Origin of the sequence: Mesonia sp. K4-1 (assembly GCF_008017825.1) — a bacterium.
GTDB lineage: Bacteria > Bacteroidota > Bacteroidia > Flavobacteriales > Flavobacteriaceae > Mesonia.
In genome coordinates this window covers 417,063-434,043 of the sequence record NZ_VRLS01000012.1, presented here as the reverse complement: position 1 = coordinate 434,043, position 16,981 = coordinate 417,063, and the positions used below count along the sequence as shown (strand labels likewise).

The 16,981-nt window shown below is 33.7% G+C and carries 15 protein-coding genes; 10 read left to right on the top strand and 5 right to left on the bottom strand.

From position 1 onward, the window contains the following. Positions 1-5: 5 nt before the first annotated feature. Both FT986_RS03210 and FT986_RS03205 read right to left on the bottom strand, forming a co-directional pair. Positions 6-1,547, bottom strand: a complete 1,542-nt coding sequence (locus tag FT986_RS03210) for a glycine--tRNA ligase (protein ID WP_147863807.1) — start codon at positions 1,545-1,547, stop codon at positions 6-8. 53 nt (positions 1,548-1,600) lie between these two features. Then, on the bottom strand, positions 1,601-2,482 hold the full coding sequence (locus tag FT986_RS03205; protein WP_147863806.1) for a hypothetical protein: 882 nt from the start codon (positions 2,480-2,482) through the stop codon (positions 1,601-1,603). Between the two features lie 277 nt (positions 2,483-2,759). Here FT986_RS03205 and FT986_RS03200 point away from each other — a divergent pair, with 277 nt between their 5' ends. Beyond that, positions 2,760-3,224, top strand: coding sequence for a ComF family protein (locus tag FT986_RS03200; protein WP_255505890.1), 465 nt, complete (start codon positions 2,760-2,762; stop codon positions 3,222-3,224). A gap of 50 nt (positions 3,225-3,274) precedes the next feature. After that, positions 3,275-4,894: an Ig-like domain-containing protein gene (locus FT986_RS03195; RefSeq protein ID WP_147863804.1), complete on the top strand. Its 1,620-nt coding sequence runs from the start codon at positions 3,275-3,277 to the stop codon at positions 4,892-4,894. Here FT986_RS03195 and FT986_RS03190 read toward each other — a convergent pair. Beyond that, positions 4,881-5,654, bottom strand: coding sequence for an amidohydrolase (locus FT986_RS03190; protein ID WP_147863803.1), 774 nt, complete (start codon positions 5,652-5,654; stop codon positions 4,881-4,883). The two genes, FT986_RS03195 and FT986_RS03190, sit on opposite strands and share 14 nt — an antisense overlap. A 200-nt stretch (positions 5,655-5,854) precedes the next feature. Here FT986_RS03190 and FT986_RS03185 point away from each other — a divergent pair, with 200 nt between their 5' ends. From FT986_RS03185 to FT986_RS03170, 4 genes are all read left to right on the top strand, one after another. Beyond that, complete coding sequence (locus FT986_RS03185) at positions 5,855-6,190, top strand: single-stranded DNA-binding protein (protein ID WP_147863802.1); 336 nt, start codon at positions 5,855-5,857, stop codon at positions 6,188-6,190. A gap of 152 nt (positions 6,191-6,342) precedes the next feature. Beyond that, a complete protein-coding gene (locus FT986_RS03180) occupies positions 6,343-7,065 on the top strand; it encodes a ferritin-like domain-containing protein (protein ID WP_147863801.1) in 723 nt (240 codons plus the stop codon). Between the two features lie 45 nt (positions 7,066-7,110). After that, positions 7,111-7,953, top strand: coding sequence for a ferritin-like domain-containing protein (locus FT986_RS03175; RefSeq protein ID WP_147863800.1), 843 nt, complete (start codon positions 7,111-7,113; stop codon positions 7,951-7,953). 120 nt (positions 7,954-8,073) lie between these two features. Further along, on the top strand, positions 8,074-8,538 hold the full coding sequence (locus FT986_RS03170; RefSeq protein ID WP_147863799.1) for a CBS domain-containing protein: 465 nt from the start codon (positions 8,074-8,076) through the stop codon (positions 8,536-8,538). Here FT986_RS03170 and FT986_RS03165 read toward each other — a convergent pair. Continuing rightward, positions 8,535-9,437, bottom strand: coding sequence for a histone deacetylase (locus FT986_RS03165; protein WP_147863798.1), 903 nt, complete (start codon positions 9,435-9,437; stop codon positions 8,535-8,537). The two genes, FT986_RS03170 and FT986_RS03165, sit on opposite strands and share 4 nt — an antisense overlap. Before the next feature lie 144 nt (positions 9,438-9,581). Beyond that, positions 9,582-11,642: a methionine--tRNA ligase gene (gene metG, locus FT986_RS03160; RefSeq protein ID WP_147863797.1), complete on the bottom strand. Its 2,061-nt coding sequence runs from the start codon at positions 11,640-11,642 to the stop codon at positions 9,582-9,584. A 368-nt stretch (positions 11,643-12,010) separates the two neighbouring features. Here metG and FT986_RS03155 point away from each other — a divergent pair, with 368 nt between their 5' ends. From FT986_RS03155 to FT986_RS03140, 4 genes are all read left to right on the top strand, one after another. Further along, positions 12,011-12,526 carry a hypothetical protein gene (locus FT986_RS03155; RefSeq protein WP_147863796.1) on the top strand — a complete coding sequence of 172 codons (516 nt, stop codon included), beginning with the start codon at positions 12,011-12,013 and terminating at the stop codon, positions 12,524-12,526. Positions 12,527-12,582: 56 nt separating this feature from the next. Further along, complete coding sequence (locus FT986_RS03150) at positions 12,583-13,479, top strand: LD-carboxypeptidase (RefSeq protein WP_147863795.1); 897 nt, start codon at positions 12,583-12,585, stop codon at positions 13,477-13,479. A 95-nt stretch (positions 13,480-13,574) separates the two neighbouring features. Continuing rightward, positions 13,575-14,876, top strand: coding sequence for a sorbosone dehydrogenase family protein (locus tag FT986_RS03145; protein WP_147863794.1), 1,302 nt, complete (start codon positions 13,575-13,577; stop codon positions 14,874-14,876). Between the two features lie 17 nt (positions 14,877-14,893). After that, positions 14,894-16,978 carry a TonB-dependent receptor gene (locus FT986_RS03140; RefSeq protein WP_187248560.1) on the top strand — a complete coding sequence of 695 codons (2,085 nt, stop codon included), beginning with the start codon at positions 14,894-14,896 and terminating at the stop codon, positions 16,976-16,978. The last annotated feature ends 3 nt before the right edge of the window (positions 16,979-16,981 follow it).

Sequence of the window (16,981 nt, the reverse complement as noted above, 5' to 3'; positions counted from 1 at the left end):
AAAAATTAAGCTTTTTTCATCCAAGTTTTAAAATCTATTTCTTGAGCAATAATGCTTTTTAATTCTGAAATAGGTACACGTTTTTGCTCCATCGTATCTCGGTGACGAATGGTTACTTGATTGTCTTCTTTGGTGTCGTGATCTACGGTAATACAAAATGGTGTTCCGTTAGCATCTTGACGACGGTAGCGTCTTCCCACAGCATCTTTTTCATCATAAATCACATTAAAATCCCATTGAAGTTCCTCAATAATTTCTTGAGCGATTTCGGGTAAACCATCTTTTTTCACTAATGGAAAAACGGCAGCCTTTACTGGAGCCAAAATAGAAGGCAATTTTAAAACCGTTCTTGTTGAACCGTCTTCTAATTCTTCTTCTTTTAAGGCACTAGAGAAAATAGCCAAGAACATACGGTCTAGACCAATTGAAGTTTCAATAACGTAAGGCACGTAGTTTTTATTCAATTCTGGGTCGAAAAACTGAAGCTTTTTCCCTGAATGTTCTTCGTGTGCTTTTAAATCGAAATCGGTTCTTGAGTGAATTCCTTCTAATTCTTTAAACCCAAATGGGAAATTAAATTCAATATCGGTAGCAGCATTAGCATAATGCGCCATTTTTTCGTGATCGTGGAAACGGTAGTTTTCTTCTCCAAGCCCTAAAGACGCATGCCAATTTTGGCGGGTTTCTTTCCAATGTTCAAACCACTTTAATTCTTCGCCTGGACGTACAAAAAATTGCATTTCCATTTGTTCAAATTCCCTTTGACGGAATATAAACTGTCTAGCTACAATTTCGTTTCTAAAGGCTTTTCCTATTTGTGCGATCCCAAAAGGAATTTTCATTCTTCCTGTTTTTTGCACATTGGCAAAATTAACGAAGATTCCTTGTGCGGTTTCCGGTCTTAAATATAGATCTGTAGCAGAATCCGCGGAAGCGCCTAATTTGGTACCAAACATTAAATTGAACTGCTTCACATCGGTCCAGTCTTTAGAGCCACTTTCTGGACAAGCAATTCCTAATTCTTCAATAAGAGCTTTTACATCGGCAAGATTTTCTTCCGTTAAGGATTTTGCCAAACGTTCCATGATGGTTTTTTGCTCCGCGTGATAACGAATAACTCTAGGATTGGTGGTTACAAACTCTTCTTCGTTAAAAGTCTCACCAAACCTTTTTTTGGCTTTATTGATTTCTTTTTGAGCTTTTTGGTTGATTTTTTCTACATAATCTTCTACCAAAACATCGGCTCTGTATCTCTTTTTTGAATCTTTATTATCTATTAGAGGATCATTAAATGCATTTACATGTCCCGAAGCTTCCCAAGTTTTAGGGTGCATTAATATTGCCGCATCTAAGCCTACAATGTTTTGGTTCATTTGAACCATGCTTTTCCACCAATAATCTTTAATATTTTTCTTAAGTTCTGCTCCGTTTTGACCGTAATCATAAACTGCGCTTAAACCATCGTATATTTCGCTAGACGAAAAAATATACCCATACTCTTTGGCATGGGATATTACTTGCTTAAAAGTATCTTGTTGTTTTGCCATAGGACAAAAATAATAATAATGTAGACTTATATTTAAGTTTGGGGGCTAAGTTTTTATTTTAAAATAAAAGTATCTGTTGCCATTCTATTTTCGCCGTCAAATACATTAATTATATAACGGCCTTCTACTCGCTTTTGGGCAGAGATTGCAAAGAGTATACACATTTCTGTCTTTTGATTTTGGTAATCTATAGTGCTTAACGCGCTATAATTTAAATTTTTATCTCCAAAAGAGATGAGCTTTTTGGCACCTAAAAGATTATTTTTAGGATTTATAACTTGTACATAGATGTCTCTCTTCCCACTTTTTGCAAGCGCATTTTCTAATAAATTAAAGCAAATTCTTATTTGTTCGGTTTTACTTGCTTTAGAAGTAACATTTATCTCGTCGTTATTTTTAATGTAAACACCTTCTGCTTTTAGATCGCTCAATTGTAAAACTGATGCTTTTTGAACTTGATTTTCTAATTCTTGATTTTGAAAAATTAAAGAATCAGATTTTTGCTGATTAAGCTGAAGTATATTTGAGGTACTATCTATTGCTTCTTGAAGTTCTTGATTTTTTTGAGAAAAACTGTCTACTACTTTCAATAATTTTTGACGTTGTCTTCTTAATAACTCGGCTTCAATTTTATAACGTTGTAATTGATCATTAGTCATTTTAGAACTATCTAAAGAGCTAAGAAGCATCGATATTCTCTTTTTCTCTCTAGAAAGATCTTCTTTTAAGGATGAGTTATCAATAATAATGGCTTCGTATTTCTTCTGAAGAGTGTCAAGCTCGTTTTTCAATTTTTTCTTTTCTTGAGAAATAACCTCAATACTTTCTTGATTTTCTTGGTAAAAATTAAACGTGTAAATAATAGAAATAATTAAGAATAATGCCAATATCCCTACCAAAATTTTAAGTACACGATTGTCCTTTTTTTCACTCATAGACAGATAGTTAATCTATTTTTTACTAAATTGATATATTTTAAAATCAATTTAATTGAACCTTGCAAAAGATTTTATAGCGTTTGTTTTTCCAAAGACATGTGTTTGCTGTTCTACTTCTTTATTAGAACAAGAAAAAGCATTATGTCTTTATTGCAGGTATCAACTTCCTACAACCAATTTCCACTACCATAACGAAAATACAGCAAAAAAAGTATTCTACGGTAGAATTCCTTTGGTAAACATAACTTCTCTTTTTGTTTTTCACAAAAAAAATATGACACAAAAACTAATGCATCAGTTAAAGTATAAGGGGAAAGAAGAAATAAGCAGTGTTTTAGGAAATTGGCTCGCAGAAGATTTAAAAACCGTAACCTGGGCAAAAGACATTCAGATGGTAATTCCTGTGCCGTTACATCGAAAAAAATTGAAGAAAAGAGGATATAATCAGGTAGCGGGATTTGGGAAAAGCATCTCCAAACATTTAGGTTGTGATTATTCCGATAAGGTATTAATAAAAGACAACCCTTCTGCTACACAAGTGTTTAAAAATAGAAGTGCTAGAGCAGAAATGAAACACGATTTATTTAAATTACAAAATCAAAATTTAATCGCCAATAAGCATATCTTGTTAGTAGATGATATTATAACTACCGGCACTACCTTAGAAACCTGTTCGCAAATTTTACAACAAGCTCCCAACGTAAATATTAGCATTGCAACGATGGCGATCACTTTATAAATCTAATATTTTTGAAAAAATAATCGTTTCTTTGCCTAAAATTTGGTGATATGCGATTACAGCGCTTTTTATACTTCGTGATTTGCCTTTTGGTATTTTCAGCATTTTCTAATTGCGCCAAAAGAGGTATGCCTACGGGTGGAGATTTAGATACGATCCCTCCTGTGTTTATAAATTCTTCCCCAGAAAACTTTAGCACCAATTTTAAAAATGAGGAAATAAGAATTTATTTTGATGAGTTCATTAAACTTGAGGACGCCCAAAAGCAAATTATTATTTCGCCACCTATAGACCCTAGGCCTACGATTTCTCCGCAAGGAAGTCCGAAAAAATACGTAACCATTCATCTAGGGGATTCTTTAAAGGAAAACACTACGTACACGATTAATTTTGGAAACAGTATTATAGACAATAATGAAGAAAACCCTTTACCGTTTTTTAAATATGTATTTTCAACAGGAAGTTATATTGATTCTTTAAATGTTTCTGGAACAGTAAAAGATGCTTTTGAGTCAGAAACTGAAGAATTTATTTCGGTTTTATTATATGAAATAAATGAAAATTATACCGATTCGATTATATATCAAGAACCTCCTACTTACATAGGCTATACTCAAGATTCTACCAATTCTTTTCAGATTGAAAATATGAAGGAAGGAAAGTATAGAGTGATTGCCTTAAAGGATAAAAACTCTAATTATTTATTCAATCCTTTAGAAGATAAAATTGACTTTCTTGAAGATACTCTTACCCTGCCTACAAACAGAAACTTAGAATTTAGTATTTTTAAGGAACAGAAAAAATTCCGCGTAAGCAAAAGCAAACAAATAGCTGCCAATCATGTGGTGTATGGTTATGAAGGCTTATTAAATGACAGTCTTGAGATTGAGATTTTAGATCCAGATCCCAGTCAGTTTAATACACAAATTGTTAAAGATTTAGAAAAAGATACTTTGCATTTTTGGTATCAACCCGTTATTAAAGAGGATAGTCTAACTGTAAAGATTACTCAGCTTGATTATCAAGATACGGTAATTACTAGAATGAAGGAATTGTATAAAGATTCTATAGAAATAAAGAAGCTTAATGAGAGTTCAATCAACTTAAAAGAAGATTTTGGACTCACAGCTAATATTCCTTTTAAAGCTATTGATAGTAATAAGATTAGCATTTTAAATAAAGACTCTATTGTGGTAAAATTTTCTTCGCGATTATTAGCTTTAGAAAATAAGTTAATGATTGATTTTGATAAAACCGAAAAAGAAACTTACTACATTCAATTGCTACCTAGTGCCTTTACGGATTTTTACGATAAGCCTAATGATACTTTAAAATATCGAGTAAAAACCCCTGCTATTGCCGATTTGGGAACCTTGTCATTAAATATTTCTAATGTAAAGACTTATCCTATTATTGTAGAGGTGGTCGATAACAAAGGAAATGTCATTAAACAAAGTATTCACCAAGAAGAAGACGGCAGTTCCTTTTATTTTGAACACATAAAACCTGGAAAATACAAAGCAAGGCTAATTTACGATCGCAACGATAATGGAAAATGGGATACTGGTAATTACTTAAACCAGACCAAACCCGAGCAGATTATTTATTTCCCAAAACTTATTGAAATGAGAGCCAATTGGGATATTAATGAATCTTTTATATTAAATTAAAAGCATCTCGATCTCTTAAAAAACCGAAATCTTTTCTAGTTTTTGTTACAGACTCTAAACTTAAAGTCACTTTTTCTATAAACCCTGTTTCTTTATTTTCTTTAGATATTTTTTCTCCTAAAGCATCATAAACAGCAGAGTGACCACTGTAAAGATGATCATTACCATCTAAGCCAACTCGGTTAACGCCAATCGTATAACACATATTTTCTATAGAGCGTGCCTTTAAGAGAGCATCCCAAGCCTTGACCCTTTTATTTGGCCAATTGGCTACAAATATGAGTAAGTCATACTCTTCCACATTTCTTATCCATACGGGAAATCGCAAATCGTAGCATACTAAAGGACAAATTTTAAAACCTTTATAATTAACAATAATTTTTTCGCTTCCCGCGGAATAATGCTCGTGTTCCTTTGCTAAGGTGAACAAATGTTTTTTATCATAAGTTTCATACTTACCATTAGGAAATACAAAAAAAAGCCGATTATAATAATTCCCATTTTCTTCAATCACTAAACTTCCCGTTATTGCCGTATTTTTAGAAGTAGCCATTTTAATAAGCCAATTAACCGCTTTACCAGATTCTCTTTCAGCTACAAGTTTTGCATTCATCGTAAATCCTGTACTAAACATTTCGGGTAAAATGATAAGGTCTGTATCACTTACTTGATTTAATTTTTCGGTTAACCGAAGAAGATTTTCATCAATATCTTCCCATTTTAATTCTGTCTGTATGATTGCTACGCTTAGATTTTCCATTTTATAAAGTTATTGATTTATAAGAGAAAAACGGCTCAATTTTTTAAACATAATAAACCTGTTTTTAAACGACTACAAATGTTTGCAAACGAAATTAAACGTAAGCAACTATTTATCAACCTAATAAAATTTGTGTTTGTTACCATATTTGCCCTGTTGAAATGAACGAACGAAAATCAACACTTTTAAATTTTATTATTATGAATTCATTAAAAAACAAAGTACAGTTAATTGGAAACTTAGGAAATGATCCAGAAGTTATTGCTTTAGAAAGTGGTAAGAAATTAGCCAAATTTTCTATTGCAACAAATGAAACTTACAAAAATGCGCAAGGAGAAAAAATTACCGATACTCAATGGCACAATGTAATTGCGTGGGGGAAAGTAGCTGAACTCACAGAAAACTTTCTCACTAAAGGGAAAGAAGTAGTAATTGAAGGGAAATTAACATCAAGAAGCTATGAAACTAAAACCGGAGAAAAAAGATATATTACTGAAGTAGTTTGTCAAGAATTATTGATGATTGGGGAGAAGTAACACTCCACATTTCATAACGAAAACATAATAAGGAGATATTATCAATCTTTTTAACTCTTTTTAACAAGTTTCACAACAAATTTGGCAACTAATTAAAAACCAAACCTTTTGTTCCTGCGTAAGTTTAGTCGATCAACAAAACTTTTAGTATTATGAAAAACAAAAAGATTAAAGTAGAAGCGATTAATAATAATCGTAGAAGATTTTTAAAAATGAGTGGTATCGCACTTGCAGGATCGGGTGTTTTACTTGCCTGTAGTAATGATGATGATTTTACTCCGGTAGATCCAGACCCAAATACATTTGATTTAGGTGGTGGAGATTTAGGAGTTCTTAATTATGCTTATGCGTTAGAACAATTAGAAGCTGAGTTTTACACTAGAGTCGTAAATGGTTCGTATTGGAATGGTGCTGCTTCAGAAGAGAAACAAATTTTACAAGATTTGTATAACCATGAAGTTAACCACAGAGAGTTCTTTAAAGCCGCGTTAAATGCAAATTTTGACGCCGATTTAGTACTTCCAGAGTCGTTAGAATTTAATTTTGAAAGTGTAGATTTCAGTAATAGAAATTCTGTCCTCGAGACTGCACAACTTCTAGAAGACACAGGAGTTAAAGCTTATAATGGTGCTGGAAAAATTATTGAAACTGCCGCTTACCTTGTCATTGCAGGTAAAATTGTTTCTGTAGAAGCGAGGCATGCTGCAGCGATTAGAAGCATTAGAGGTAATGATATGGGAGATTTTAAGCTTTTTGCTGGAGATGATGCAGTAGATCCCAATACAGGGTTAGATGGAGCAGAAGACCCGTCGGTTATCATTAATGCAGCAGGAGGATTTATTGTTACACCGTTTACAGCAAACCAATTGCCGTAAATAACAATAAATAACACATTTTCAATAATTTTTAAAAACAACATTATGAATATTATAAAATTTTTAGACGAATTTACATCAGAAAACCTTTCAAATAAAGGTTCTTCTAGGAGAGACGCATTAAGTACTTTTTCTTCTTTAGGAAAAAAAGCAGCTCTAGCTGCTGTACCATTTGGGATGGCTACCGTAACAAATAAAGCTAAAGCTGCAACGATGTTTCAAAGTACAGAAGCTGTGGGAGCATTACAATTAGCCTTAACGTTAGAATATTTAGAAGCTAGCTTTTATCTACAAGCGCTAAATTCTAATGTATTAGATGAAGATGGAACAGGTAAAGCAAACGCTATATATGAGCAAATTTCTTTACACGAATCTGCACACGTTACATTATTGCAAGATACTTTAGTCTCTTTAGGAGAAACTCCAGTTGATGAACCAACCTTCGATTTTACGGCAGGAGGATCTTTTGATCCATTTAATGAGAATGGCACAGGACAGGCAACAGCATACGCTCAACTTTTAGCATTAGCGCAAGCTTTTGAAGATACTGGGGTTAGAGCCTATAAAGGACAAGCTGGTGCATTAATGGGGAATGATGCTTTACTAACGGCTGCTTTGCAAATTCACTCTGTAGAAGCAAGACACGCTTCAGAAATTAGAAGATTGAGAGGACTTCAAGGTTGGATTACTGGTAATGAAAGAGGAGCAGGTATGCCTGCAGATACTCAAGCGGTTTATAATGGTGAAGAAAATATAATTCAAGGTGGAGTAGATGTTACTACTTTGGGTAGTGGATCGCCATTTACCGTTGATTCTTCTACAGAAGCATATGATGAAACCTTAACAGGAGATGAAGCTTCTACGATAGCTGGATTGTTCATAGTATAATTAGATATTGTACTTATCATAAAAAACGCTCCAAGATTGGAGCGTTTTTTTATTTTATAAATTTAATTTTTATTATTGAGCTGATTTCACTAAATTTAAGTTACTCCAAATAAACAAATTATGGGAATCAAAAATTTTAAAGCCAAAACAGCTCAAGAACCTAAAGCCTCAGAAAATATTACGGTTAAAGATTTTATGACCGTAAATATGCACAAGTTTTCTAAAGGTCAAAGTGTATTAGAAGTTATGGAGACTTTATTGAAACATAGAATTTCTGGTGGTCCAGTAGTTAATGAACATAATGAAGTTATTGGGATAATTTCTGAAGGAGATTGTATAAAACAAGTTTCTGAATCACGATATTACAACCAACCTATGGATAATATGAATGTTGAAAATTACATGATAAAAAATGTAGAAACCGTAACCCCAGATATGCATTTGTTTGATATGGCCAATAAATTTTTGACCTTAAAAATAAGAAGATTTCCCGTTTGTGAAAATGGAAAATTGGTTGGACTTATAAGTCAAAAAGATGTCCTAAAAGCTGCTATGGCACTCCAAGGTCACAATTGGAAAAGTTAGAAGCAAATTTTTTGTGCTAACCGATAAGTATTAGCGTGAGCTTCTACAATATGTTTTATTTCTTTAGAATAACCTCCACCCATACTAATTTGCACGGGTAAATTCATATCATTTAAATTTTGTAATACGTATCGATCTCTTTCTTTACACCCATCAATACTTAAACTTAATTTTCCTAGTTTATCTGTAGCTAAGACATCCACTCCACTTAAATAAAAGACAAAGTCAGGTTTTACCTTTTCTAATAAATTAGGCAATATTTCTTTTAATTTGGTTAAATAGACTTCATCATTTGTTCCATTAGGTAATCCAATATCAAAATCTGATTTTTCTTTACGGAAGGGATAGTTTTTTTCACCGTGCATGGAAAAAGTAAAGACTGCGGGATTGTTTTCAAATATTTCCGCTGTTCCATTTCCTTGGTGAACATCTAAATCTACAATTAGTATTTTTGTGGCTAAGCCTTGGTCAAGTAAATATTGCGCTGCAATAGCCTGATCGTTTAACATACAAAAACCCTCTCCTCTATTACTATAAGCATGGTGAGTTCCTCCTGCAATATTCATTGCGGCCCCATGCTCTAATGCATATAGCGCAGCCTGAACTGTCCCTCCAGCAATTAAACGTTCACGCTCAACTAAACTCCGCGAAAGTGGAAAACCTGTTCTTCGTATTTCTTTCTGAGTTAATTTTAGGTTTAAAAAATCATAGTAATACTCGGCGTCGTGAATGGCTAGAATATATTTATCATTTGAAACTTCGGGTTCAAAGAAATTATCAGGTTCACACGTTCCCTCATAAAGCAATTGTTGCGGAAGTAGTTCATACTTTTCCATAGGAAAACGATGCTTAGCAGGCAAAGGGTGAGCATAACTAGGATGAAAAGCTATTTTAAGCATCTAAAATTATATCTATATTCTGAGAATGTTTTTCATTTTTTTGAACTCGAGTTAACTCATCTATTAAGCTATATTCTACTCTCTCTTTGCAATACTTGCAAATAGCATCTTCCAAAACCTCAGGTTTTTAACCAAATTAAAAGTCTAAGAAATAATTTTTCCGCTTTTTACATTTTCTTCATCTGGGTTGACAAATACTAATTTACCATCTACATTTTCGGTCATTAAAATCATTCCTTCACTCATTGTACCTCTCAATTTTCTTGGTGCTAAATTCACCAAAACGGTAACTTTTTTACCGACAATATCTTCGGGTTTAAAGCTTTCGGCGATTCCTGATACAATTGTTCTTGTATCTATCCCTGTATCGACTTTTAAAATTAAAAGCTTTTTTGTTTTAGGCATCTTTTCTGCTTCAACAATAGTTCCTACACGCAAATCCATTTTTGTAAAATCTTCAAAAGTGGCGATTTCTTTTTGTGGCTCTGCTGCTTCCACTTCGGCTGCATTGGCTTTTTTAGTTGCTTCTAATTTTTCTAATTGTTTTTCTATTTCGGCATCTTCAACTTTACTAAATAACAATTCCGCTTTAGCGATTTGATGTCCTTCTTCTAGTAAAGCTTTTTCAGAAGAAATATCATTCCAATCGAAATTTGCACCTTCTAAATTCAACATTTTATTAAGCTTACCTGATGTAAAAGGCAAAAATGGTTTACTCAATGTAGCTAAAGCCGCAGCAATTTGAAGTGCTACATACATCACTGTTTTTGTACGCTCGGCATCGGTTTTAAATGTTTTCCAAGGTTCTTCATCGGCTAAGTATTTATTCCCTAGTCGAGCTACGTTCATCATTTCGGCTTGTGCTTCTCTAAAACGATACTTTTCAATAGAACTAGCTATTACTGCAGGATATGCTTTTAATTCTGCTAAGGTTTGCTCGTCTATTTCTTTTAATTCCGCAGCAGCGGGAACTTTACCATCATAATACTTATGGGTTAAAACAGCCACACGATTAATAAAGTTTCCAAAAATAGCTACTAACTCGCTATTATTTCTTTGCTGAAAATCTTTCCACGTAAAGTCGTTGTCTTTAGTTTCGGGAGCATTAGCTGTGAGTACATAACGTAATACATCTTCTTTCCCTGGGAAATCTTCTAAATATTCGTGTAACCAAACCGCCCAATTTTTAGACGTAGAAAGTTTGTTGCCTTCTAGGTTTAAAAATTCATTGGCAGGTACATTGTCTGGTAAAATATAGCTTCCTTCGGCCTTTAACATCGCCGGGAAAATGATACAGTGAAAAACGATATTGTCTTTCCCGATAAAGTGTACCAGTTTGGTATCTTCATCTTTCCAATAAGGCTCCCAATCTTTATTTTCTTTTTCTGCCCATTCTTTAGTAGCAGAAATATACCCTATAGGAGCGTCGAACCATACATATAATACTTTACCATCACCTCCTTCGACAGGAACGGGAATTCCCCAATCTAAATCTCTTGTGACAGCGCGCGGGCGTAATCCATCATCGATCCAAGATTTACATTGTCCGTACACATTAGACTTCCAGTTTTTTTTATGACCTTCTAAAATCCATTCTTTTAACCAAGGTTCGTATTGATCTAGAGGTAAAAACCAGTGTCTAGTTTCTTTTAAAACCGGTATATTTCCTGTAATAGCAGATTTAGGATTAATTAAATCGGTTGCATTATGAGAAGTTCCGCATTTTTCACATTGATCGCCATAGCTTTCTTCATTTCCACATTTTGGGCATGTTCCCAATACAAAACGATCGGCTAAAAATTGCTGCGCTTCATCATCATACAATTGTTCGGTTACCTCTTCGATAAACTTACCTTCTTCATATAATTTCTTGAAAAACTCAGAAGCTGTTTTATGATGTGTTTTTCCAGAAGTTCTCGAGTAATTATCAAACTCAATCCCAAAATCTTGAAAAGATTGACGTATGATTCCGTCATATTTATCTACCACATCTTGAGGAGAAACCCCTTCTTTTTTGGCTTTTATGGTAATCGGCACACCGTGTTCATCACTACCACATACAAAAACCACATCTTCGCCACGCATTTTTAGGTAACGAGAATAAATATCGGCAGGCACATAAACTCCTGCTAAATGACCAATATGTATAGGTCCGTTGGTATAAGGTAATGCTGCGGTAATCGTATATCTTTTTGGTGTGCTCATTTCTTTAGTATTTTAGGTTGCAAAGGTATGAAAAGACAAACGTTAAATGAATTGTGTAAGTCTTGTTATTTTTATTATAATTATCTCTTATATTCGTTATGATCAAACTAATTACACAGACAAGAAAGACTTTAAATCATTATGCGTCTTAATTCATTTTAGTTTCATCATATTGCTTGTAATAAAAATGATAATGTAGAGTACCAAAATCTATCGATAACCTAAAAGGTAAATTTCTTGGAGACGTTTAGTTATTTGGTTAGATATTTTAAAATAACCGAAGCAAAGAAGCTAAAAACTTCGGTTTTTTAGAATATCGATTGCATTTTATAAATGATTAACGATACTAACCTTATATATTAAAAATAATGAAAAATCTAAGTAAATTTTTATTGTTATTATCTCTTGTTTTGGGCATAATATCCTGTAATCCTGATGATAGAATTAATAAAGAAAATGAAATCACTTTGAATGGAATTAGTTATCCCCTAATGGATGCAAAAATGTTAAGGTATACTGATTTCAATCCTATTTATGATTATGAGGTAGTTTTATATAATTCCCCTTTAGATAAAGAGGGAAAACCTACAAATGAACCCTATAATGCCTTCCAAGTAAAAGCAAGATCTGAAGGGTCTAATACTAACGGATTAATAACAGGATCTTTATTTGCAATTAATGTAGAACCTGGAAAAAATGATAGTTTAAAAGCTTATTATGTATCTGATGGTAAATTAAAGGTTACCAAATTTGACGATGGAAATTATGCAGTAAAATTAACTGGAAAAGCCAAAAAAGCTCAAGGAATAGATGATGATACAGAATTTGATTTTTCTGGATATTATAGAGGTAAATTATTCAATTCTGAAAATTTTGATGATTAAATTCAATAATACTATTACCAAGATTAATTATTAAAAATAAGCTTTATTTTTTTTTAATGAAAATACCACAAATACTAACTAACGGAGACCAAGTTGCCATTGTAGCCACCGCAAGAAAAGTAAAAAAAGAAGAATTGCAACCTGTGATCAATCTATTAAAAACTTGGGGATTAACTGCGGTGATTGGTTCTAGTATTGGTCTAGAAGAAAATCAATTTGCAGGACACGATAAAGAACGCGCAGAAGATTTTCAGCGGCAGCTAAACGATCCAAATATTAAAGCGATTTGGTGTGCAAAAGGAGGATATGGCACAGTACGAATCTTAGATCAATTAGATTTTACGGCTTTCTTGAAAAATCCAAAATGGATTATAGGTTACAGCGATATTACGGCTTTGCATTCTCATATTCATAACATAGGGATTTCAACATTACACGCGCAAATTTGTATAAACATAGAAAACAAATCAAATCTCACCCGAGAAACCTTAAGAAAAAATCTTTTTGGGGAAGCAGTGGATTACACCTTTTCTCATCATAAACTGAACCGAAACGGAATTGGCGAAGGTCAAATCATTGGCGGAAATTTATCGGTGCTTTTTTCCCTTATCGGAAGTAAATCTGATTTAGACACTCGAGGGAAAATTCTCTTTATTGAAGATTTAGATGAATACCTTTATCATATCGACCGAATGATGCAAAACCTAAAACGTACCGATTGGTTTAAAAACCTCAATGGATTAATCATTGGCGGGATGAGCGATATGAATGATAATGCAATTCCTTTTGGAAAAACCGCCGAAGAAATTATTGCTGAAACGGTTACCAATTATGATTTTCCTATCGCATTTAACTTTCCTGTCGGTCATATTGAAGACAATCGAGCTATTATGCTAGGGAGAAAAATTTCCTTAAAAGTCACTTCAAACGAATGTTATATGAGCTACATTTAACTAAAGACCTTCTTCTGTTAAACATTTATTAATCTATAAGTTATGTTTTAGCAAGTCGTGAATTTTCAAGTATTTTAGTAGAAAATTGATCTATTATGAAAAGAAAACTCCTTTTAAGTTGCGTAGCATTAACCACTATATTTTTGTTCAATTGTAAGAGTGAAACGAAGATTTCAAAAGAAGAAAAGAAAGAAATTGCTCAAGATAGTACTTCTACTACTGTAGAAACTGCAGTAGGTGCTTTAACCCTACCTGCACCATTTTCATCTGAATCGGTAACCAAACGTTCAGAAAATGTAGGATGGAAAGACGGTGAAACTCCAACCGCTCCAGATGGATTTACAGTTACTAGGTTTGCTGAAAACTTAGAACACCCGCGTTGGATTTATGTAGGGCCTAACGGAGATATTTTTATAGCCGAATCTGACGATGCTAAAAAAAGTGCCAATAGAATCACTCTTTTTAGAGATACCAATAAAGATGGTTCACCCGAAGAAAAACATGTGTTTAAAGAAGGACTTAACCAGCCTTTTGGGATGTTAATTCACGAAGATTATTTTTATGTAGCTAATGTCGATGGCGTAGTTAAATTTCCCTACCAAGAAGGAGAAAATCAATTAAGAGGAGAAGGAGAATTAGTCGTGAAACTTCCTGCGGGTGGTTACAATCATCACTGGACGCGTAACATGATTACTAATAAAGACAAAAGTAAGTTTTACATCACTGTAGGCTCGTCGAGTAATGTAGGCGAGCACGGAATGGAAAAGGAAGAGCGTAGAGCGGCAATCCTTGAAGTCAACCCTGACGGAACTGGAGAGAAAATTTATGCTTCAGGAATAAGAAACCCTATAGGAATCGATTGGAACCCAGTAACGAATCAACTTTGGGCTGCAGTAAATGAGCGTGATGAAATAGGCGACAATCTAGTGCCAGATTATGCTACGAGTGTAAAGGAGGGTGGTTTTTACGGTTGGCCTTATTCATATTATGGTCAAATTAAAGATCCTCGTTGGAAAGATGAACCACACAATGAATTAGTTAACAAAGCTATTATACCAGATGTTCCTCTAGGATCGCACACGGCTTCCATTGGACTTACATTTTATACAGCAGATGCTTTTCCTAGTAAATATAAAAACGGAGCATTTATAGGTCAGCATGGATCGTGGAATAGATCTACTTTAAGCGGTTATAAAGTGGTTTTTATTCCGTTTGATGCGAGTGGAAATCCGCAAAAGCCTCAAGATTTCTTAACAGGTTTTATCGCCAATGAAGAAGATGCAAAAGTAAAAGGAAGACCAGTTGGAGTTACTCAATTACAAGATGGTTCTTTACTTGTCTCTGACGATGACTCTGGAATTGTTTGGCGAGTAGCAGCAAATTCAACCGAAAAGTAACCTTTATATTTAAGCCTTTGAAATTTAAAAATTTTCTTTACGGAACTACGCTTGCGTGCATAAGTGTATACAACTCATTAGCTCAACAAGTAAAAGACAGCACTTCTCTAGAAGAAGTTTATTTGCAAAGTAGTTCTGTAAAGGGAGAATTGAAGAAAACTCCAGCATCGGTAAGCTTGCTAAATAAAACCGAACTACAAAGAAGTTCTCCAACATTAACCACGCAGTCTTTTAATCGAGTTCCAGGGGTTTATACCCAAACAGGTGCACTAAACACAAATAGAATTACCATTAGAGGGATTGGAGCGAGAGCACAATACGGTACAAATAGGGTAAAAGCTTATTTCAATGAAATTCCGCTTTCAAGCGGAGACGGAGAAACGGTTATTAATGACATCGATCTCGATGCTATTGAACGTGTTGAAATTATTAAAGGACCAAACTCTAGCTTATATGGATCTGGACTTGGCGGAGTTATTCATTTGATTTCTGCAGATCCTGGAAAGGAAAAAACTTTTGCTAAAATTTCTACAGATGTAGGAAGTTATCAATTACTTAAAAAATCTATAAGCGCAGGATTTGCTACACAAAAAGCTTCCATTTTTGCCAACTACAATCATTTAGAACAAGAAGGTTATAGGGAAAACTCAGATTATGATAGAAAATCTTTTCACCTTAACGGAAAGCTTTATTTATCAGAAAAATCGAATCTTAGTTTTTTAGGGAACTTTACAAGGTTAAAGGCATTCATTCCAAGCTCTATTAGTTTATCAGCTTATGAAGAAGATCCGCGACAAGCTGCATTCACTTGGAAATCGGCCAAAGGTTATGAATCTTATGATAAACTATTATTGGGGCTTTCTTATCACTATCAATTTTCTAATCAATTAGAGCAAACCACAAGTGTTTTTACTAACTACAAAGACGCTTACGAACCACGACCTTTTGATATTTTACAGCAAGAAACATTTAATTGGGGAGCAAGATCTCGTTTTGATTATCAACATCGAGTATTTGAAATTCCGTTTAAAGCGAGCTTAGGAGCAGAATTTCTACAAGAAAATTATGAGGGGAGTAATTTTGAGAATTTGTATGAAGATTTTCCCAACCAAGGAAGCGTAGAAGGAGATAGAATTGCTAATGTAGAACAAGACCGAAATAACATAAATGCCTTTGCCCAAATAGATTTTCAAGTAACTCCTAAACTTAATTTAATAGGAGGACTTAACGTAAATAGCACCAACTATACTTTGACAGATTTCTTTACAGAAGCGAATACAGAGCAGCGCAGTGAAGGTAGCTTTAAAACTATTTTAGCTCCACGCTTTGCGGCTTTATACGAATTGACGGAACAAAAAAATGTTTATTTAAATGTAAGTAAAGGTTTTTCTCCTCCAACTGTAGATGAAACTCTAACTCCAGATGGGAGAATAAACAACAGCTTACAACCAGAAACTGGATGGAATTATGAAGTAGGGTTTAAAGGAAATTGGACAAGAAATTTTTATACTGAAATTGCTCTTTATACCATTCAGGTCAATGATTTATTGGTAGCTGAACGGGTAGGAAATGACCAATATGTAGGTATAAATGCAGGGAAAACTGACCATAACGGTATCGAACTTTTACTACAATATACCTGGGATATTTCTCCATCAATTCAGCTATTACCTTTTGTTTCTGCAGAATTTAACGATTATGAATTTGATGAATTTATAGATGAAGGTGACGATTTTAGTGGCAATGAACTTACTGGAGTTCCTAACGAAAAAATTAATGTAGGTATAGATGCTATTTTTTATAAAAACTTACGTTTGTTTAGCAATGCTTTGTTTGTTTCTAAAATTCCGCTGAATGATGAAAATTCCGCTTATAGCGAAAATTATAAAGTCATCGACCTCAAAGCTTCTTACCGATTAAATATTCTAGAAAACTTTGATGTTCATTTTAATCTAGGAGTGAACAATCTTTTTGATGAAGCTTATGCCATAAGCATATTGCCTAATGCTGTTGGGTTTGGCGGAAAGGAACCTCGCTATTTTTATCCAGGGAATGACAGAAACTTCTTTGGAGGAGTGAGTCTAAAATATAACATTCAGTAAAAT

Bases quoted from the DNA above. Each gene is read 5' to 3' on its own strand.
- FT986_RS03185 (WP_147863802.1), top strand. From the start codon at position 5,855: ATGAATTCATTAAAAAACAAAGTACAGTTAATTGGAAACTTAGGAAAT.
- FT986_RS03200 (WP_255505890.1), top strand. From the start codon at position 2,760: ATGACACAAAAACTAATGCATCAGTTAAAGTATAAGGGGAAAGAAGAA.
- FT986_RS03155 (WP_147863796.1), top strand. From the start codon at position 12,011: ATGAAAAATCTAAGTAAATTTTTATTGTTATTATCTCTTGTTTTGGGC.
- FT986_RS03170 (WP_147863799.1), top strand. From the start codon at position 8,074: ATGGGAATCAAAAATTTTAAAGCCAAAACAGCTCAAGAACCTAAAGCC.
- FT986_RS03175 (WP_147863800.1), top strand. From the start codon at position 7,111: ATGAATATTATAAAATTTTTAGACGAATTTACATCAGAAAACCTTTCA.
- FT986_RS03145 (WP_147863794.1), top strand. From the start codon at position 13,575: ATGAAAAGAAAACTCCTTTTAAGTTGCGTAGCATTAACCACTATATTT.
- FT986_RS03165 (WP_147863798.1), bottom strand. From the start codon at position 9,437: ATGCTTAAAATAGCTTTTCATCCTAGTTATGCTCACCCTTTGCCTGCT.
- FT986_RS03205 (WP_147863806.1), bottom strand. From the start codon at position 2,482: ATGAGTGAAAAAAAGGACAATCGTGTACTTAAAATTTTGGTAGGGATA.
- FT986_RS03150 (WP_147863795.1), top strand. From the start codon at position 12,583: ATGAAAATACCACAAATACTAACTAACGGAGACCAAGTTGCCATTGTA.
- FT986_RS03210 (WP_147863807.1), bottom strand. From the start codon at position 1,547: ATGGCAAAACAACAAGATACTTTTAAGCAAGTAATATCCCATGCCAAA.
- FT986_RS03180 (WP_147863801.1), top strand. From the start codon at position 6,343: ATGAAAAACAAAAAGATTAAAGTAGAAGCGATTAATAATAATCGTAGA.
- metG (WP_147863797.1), bottom strand. From the start codon at position 11,642: ATGAGCACACCAAAAAGATATACGATTACCGCAGCATTACCTTATACC.
- FT986_RS03195 (WP_147863804.1), top strand. From the start codon at position 3,275: ATGCGATTACAGCGCTTTTTATACTTCGTGATTTGCCTTTTGGTATTT.
- FT986_RS03190 (WP_147863803.1), bottom strand. From the start codon at position 5,654: ATGGAAAATCTAAGCGTAGCAATCATACAGACAGAATTAAAATGGGAA.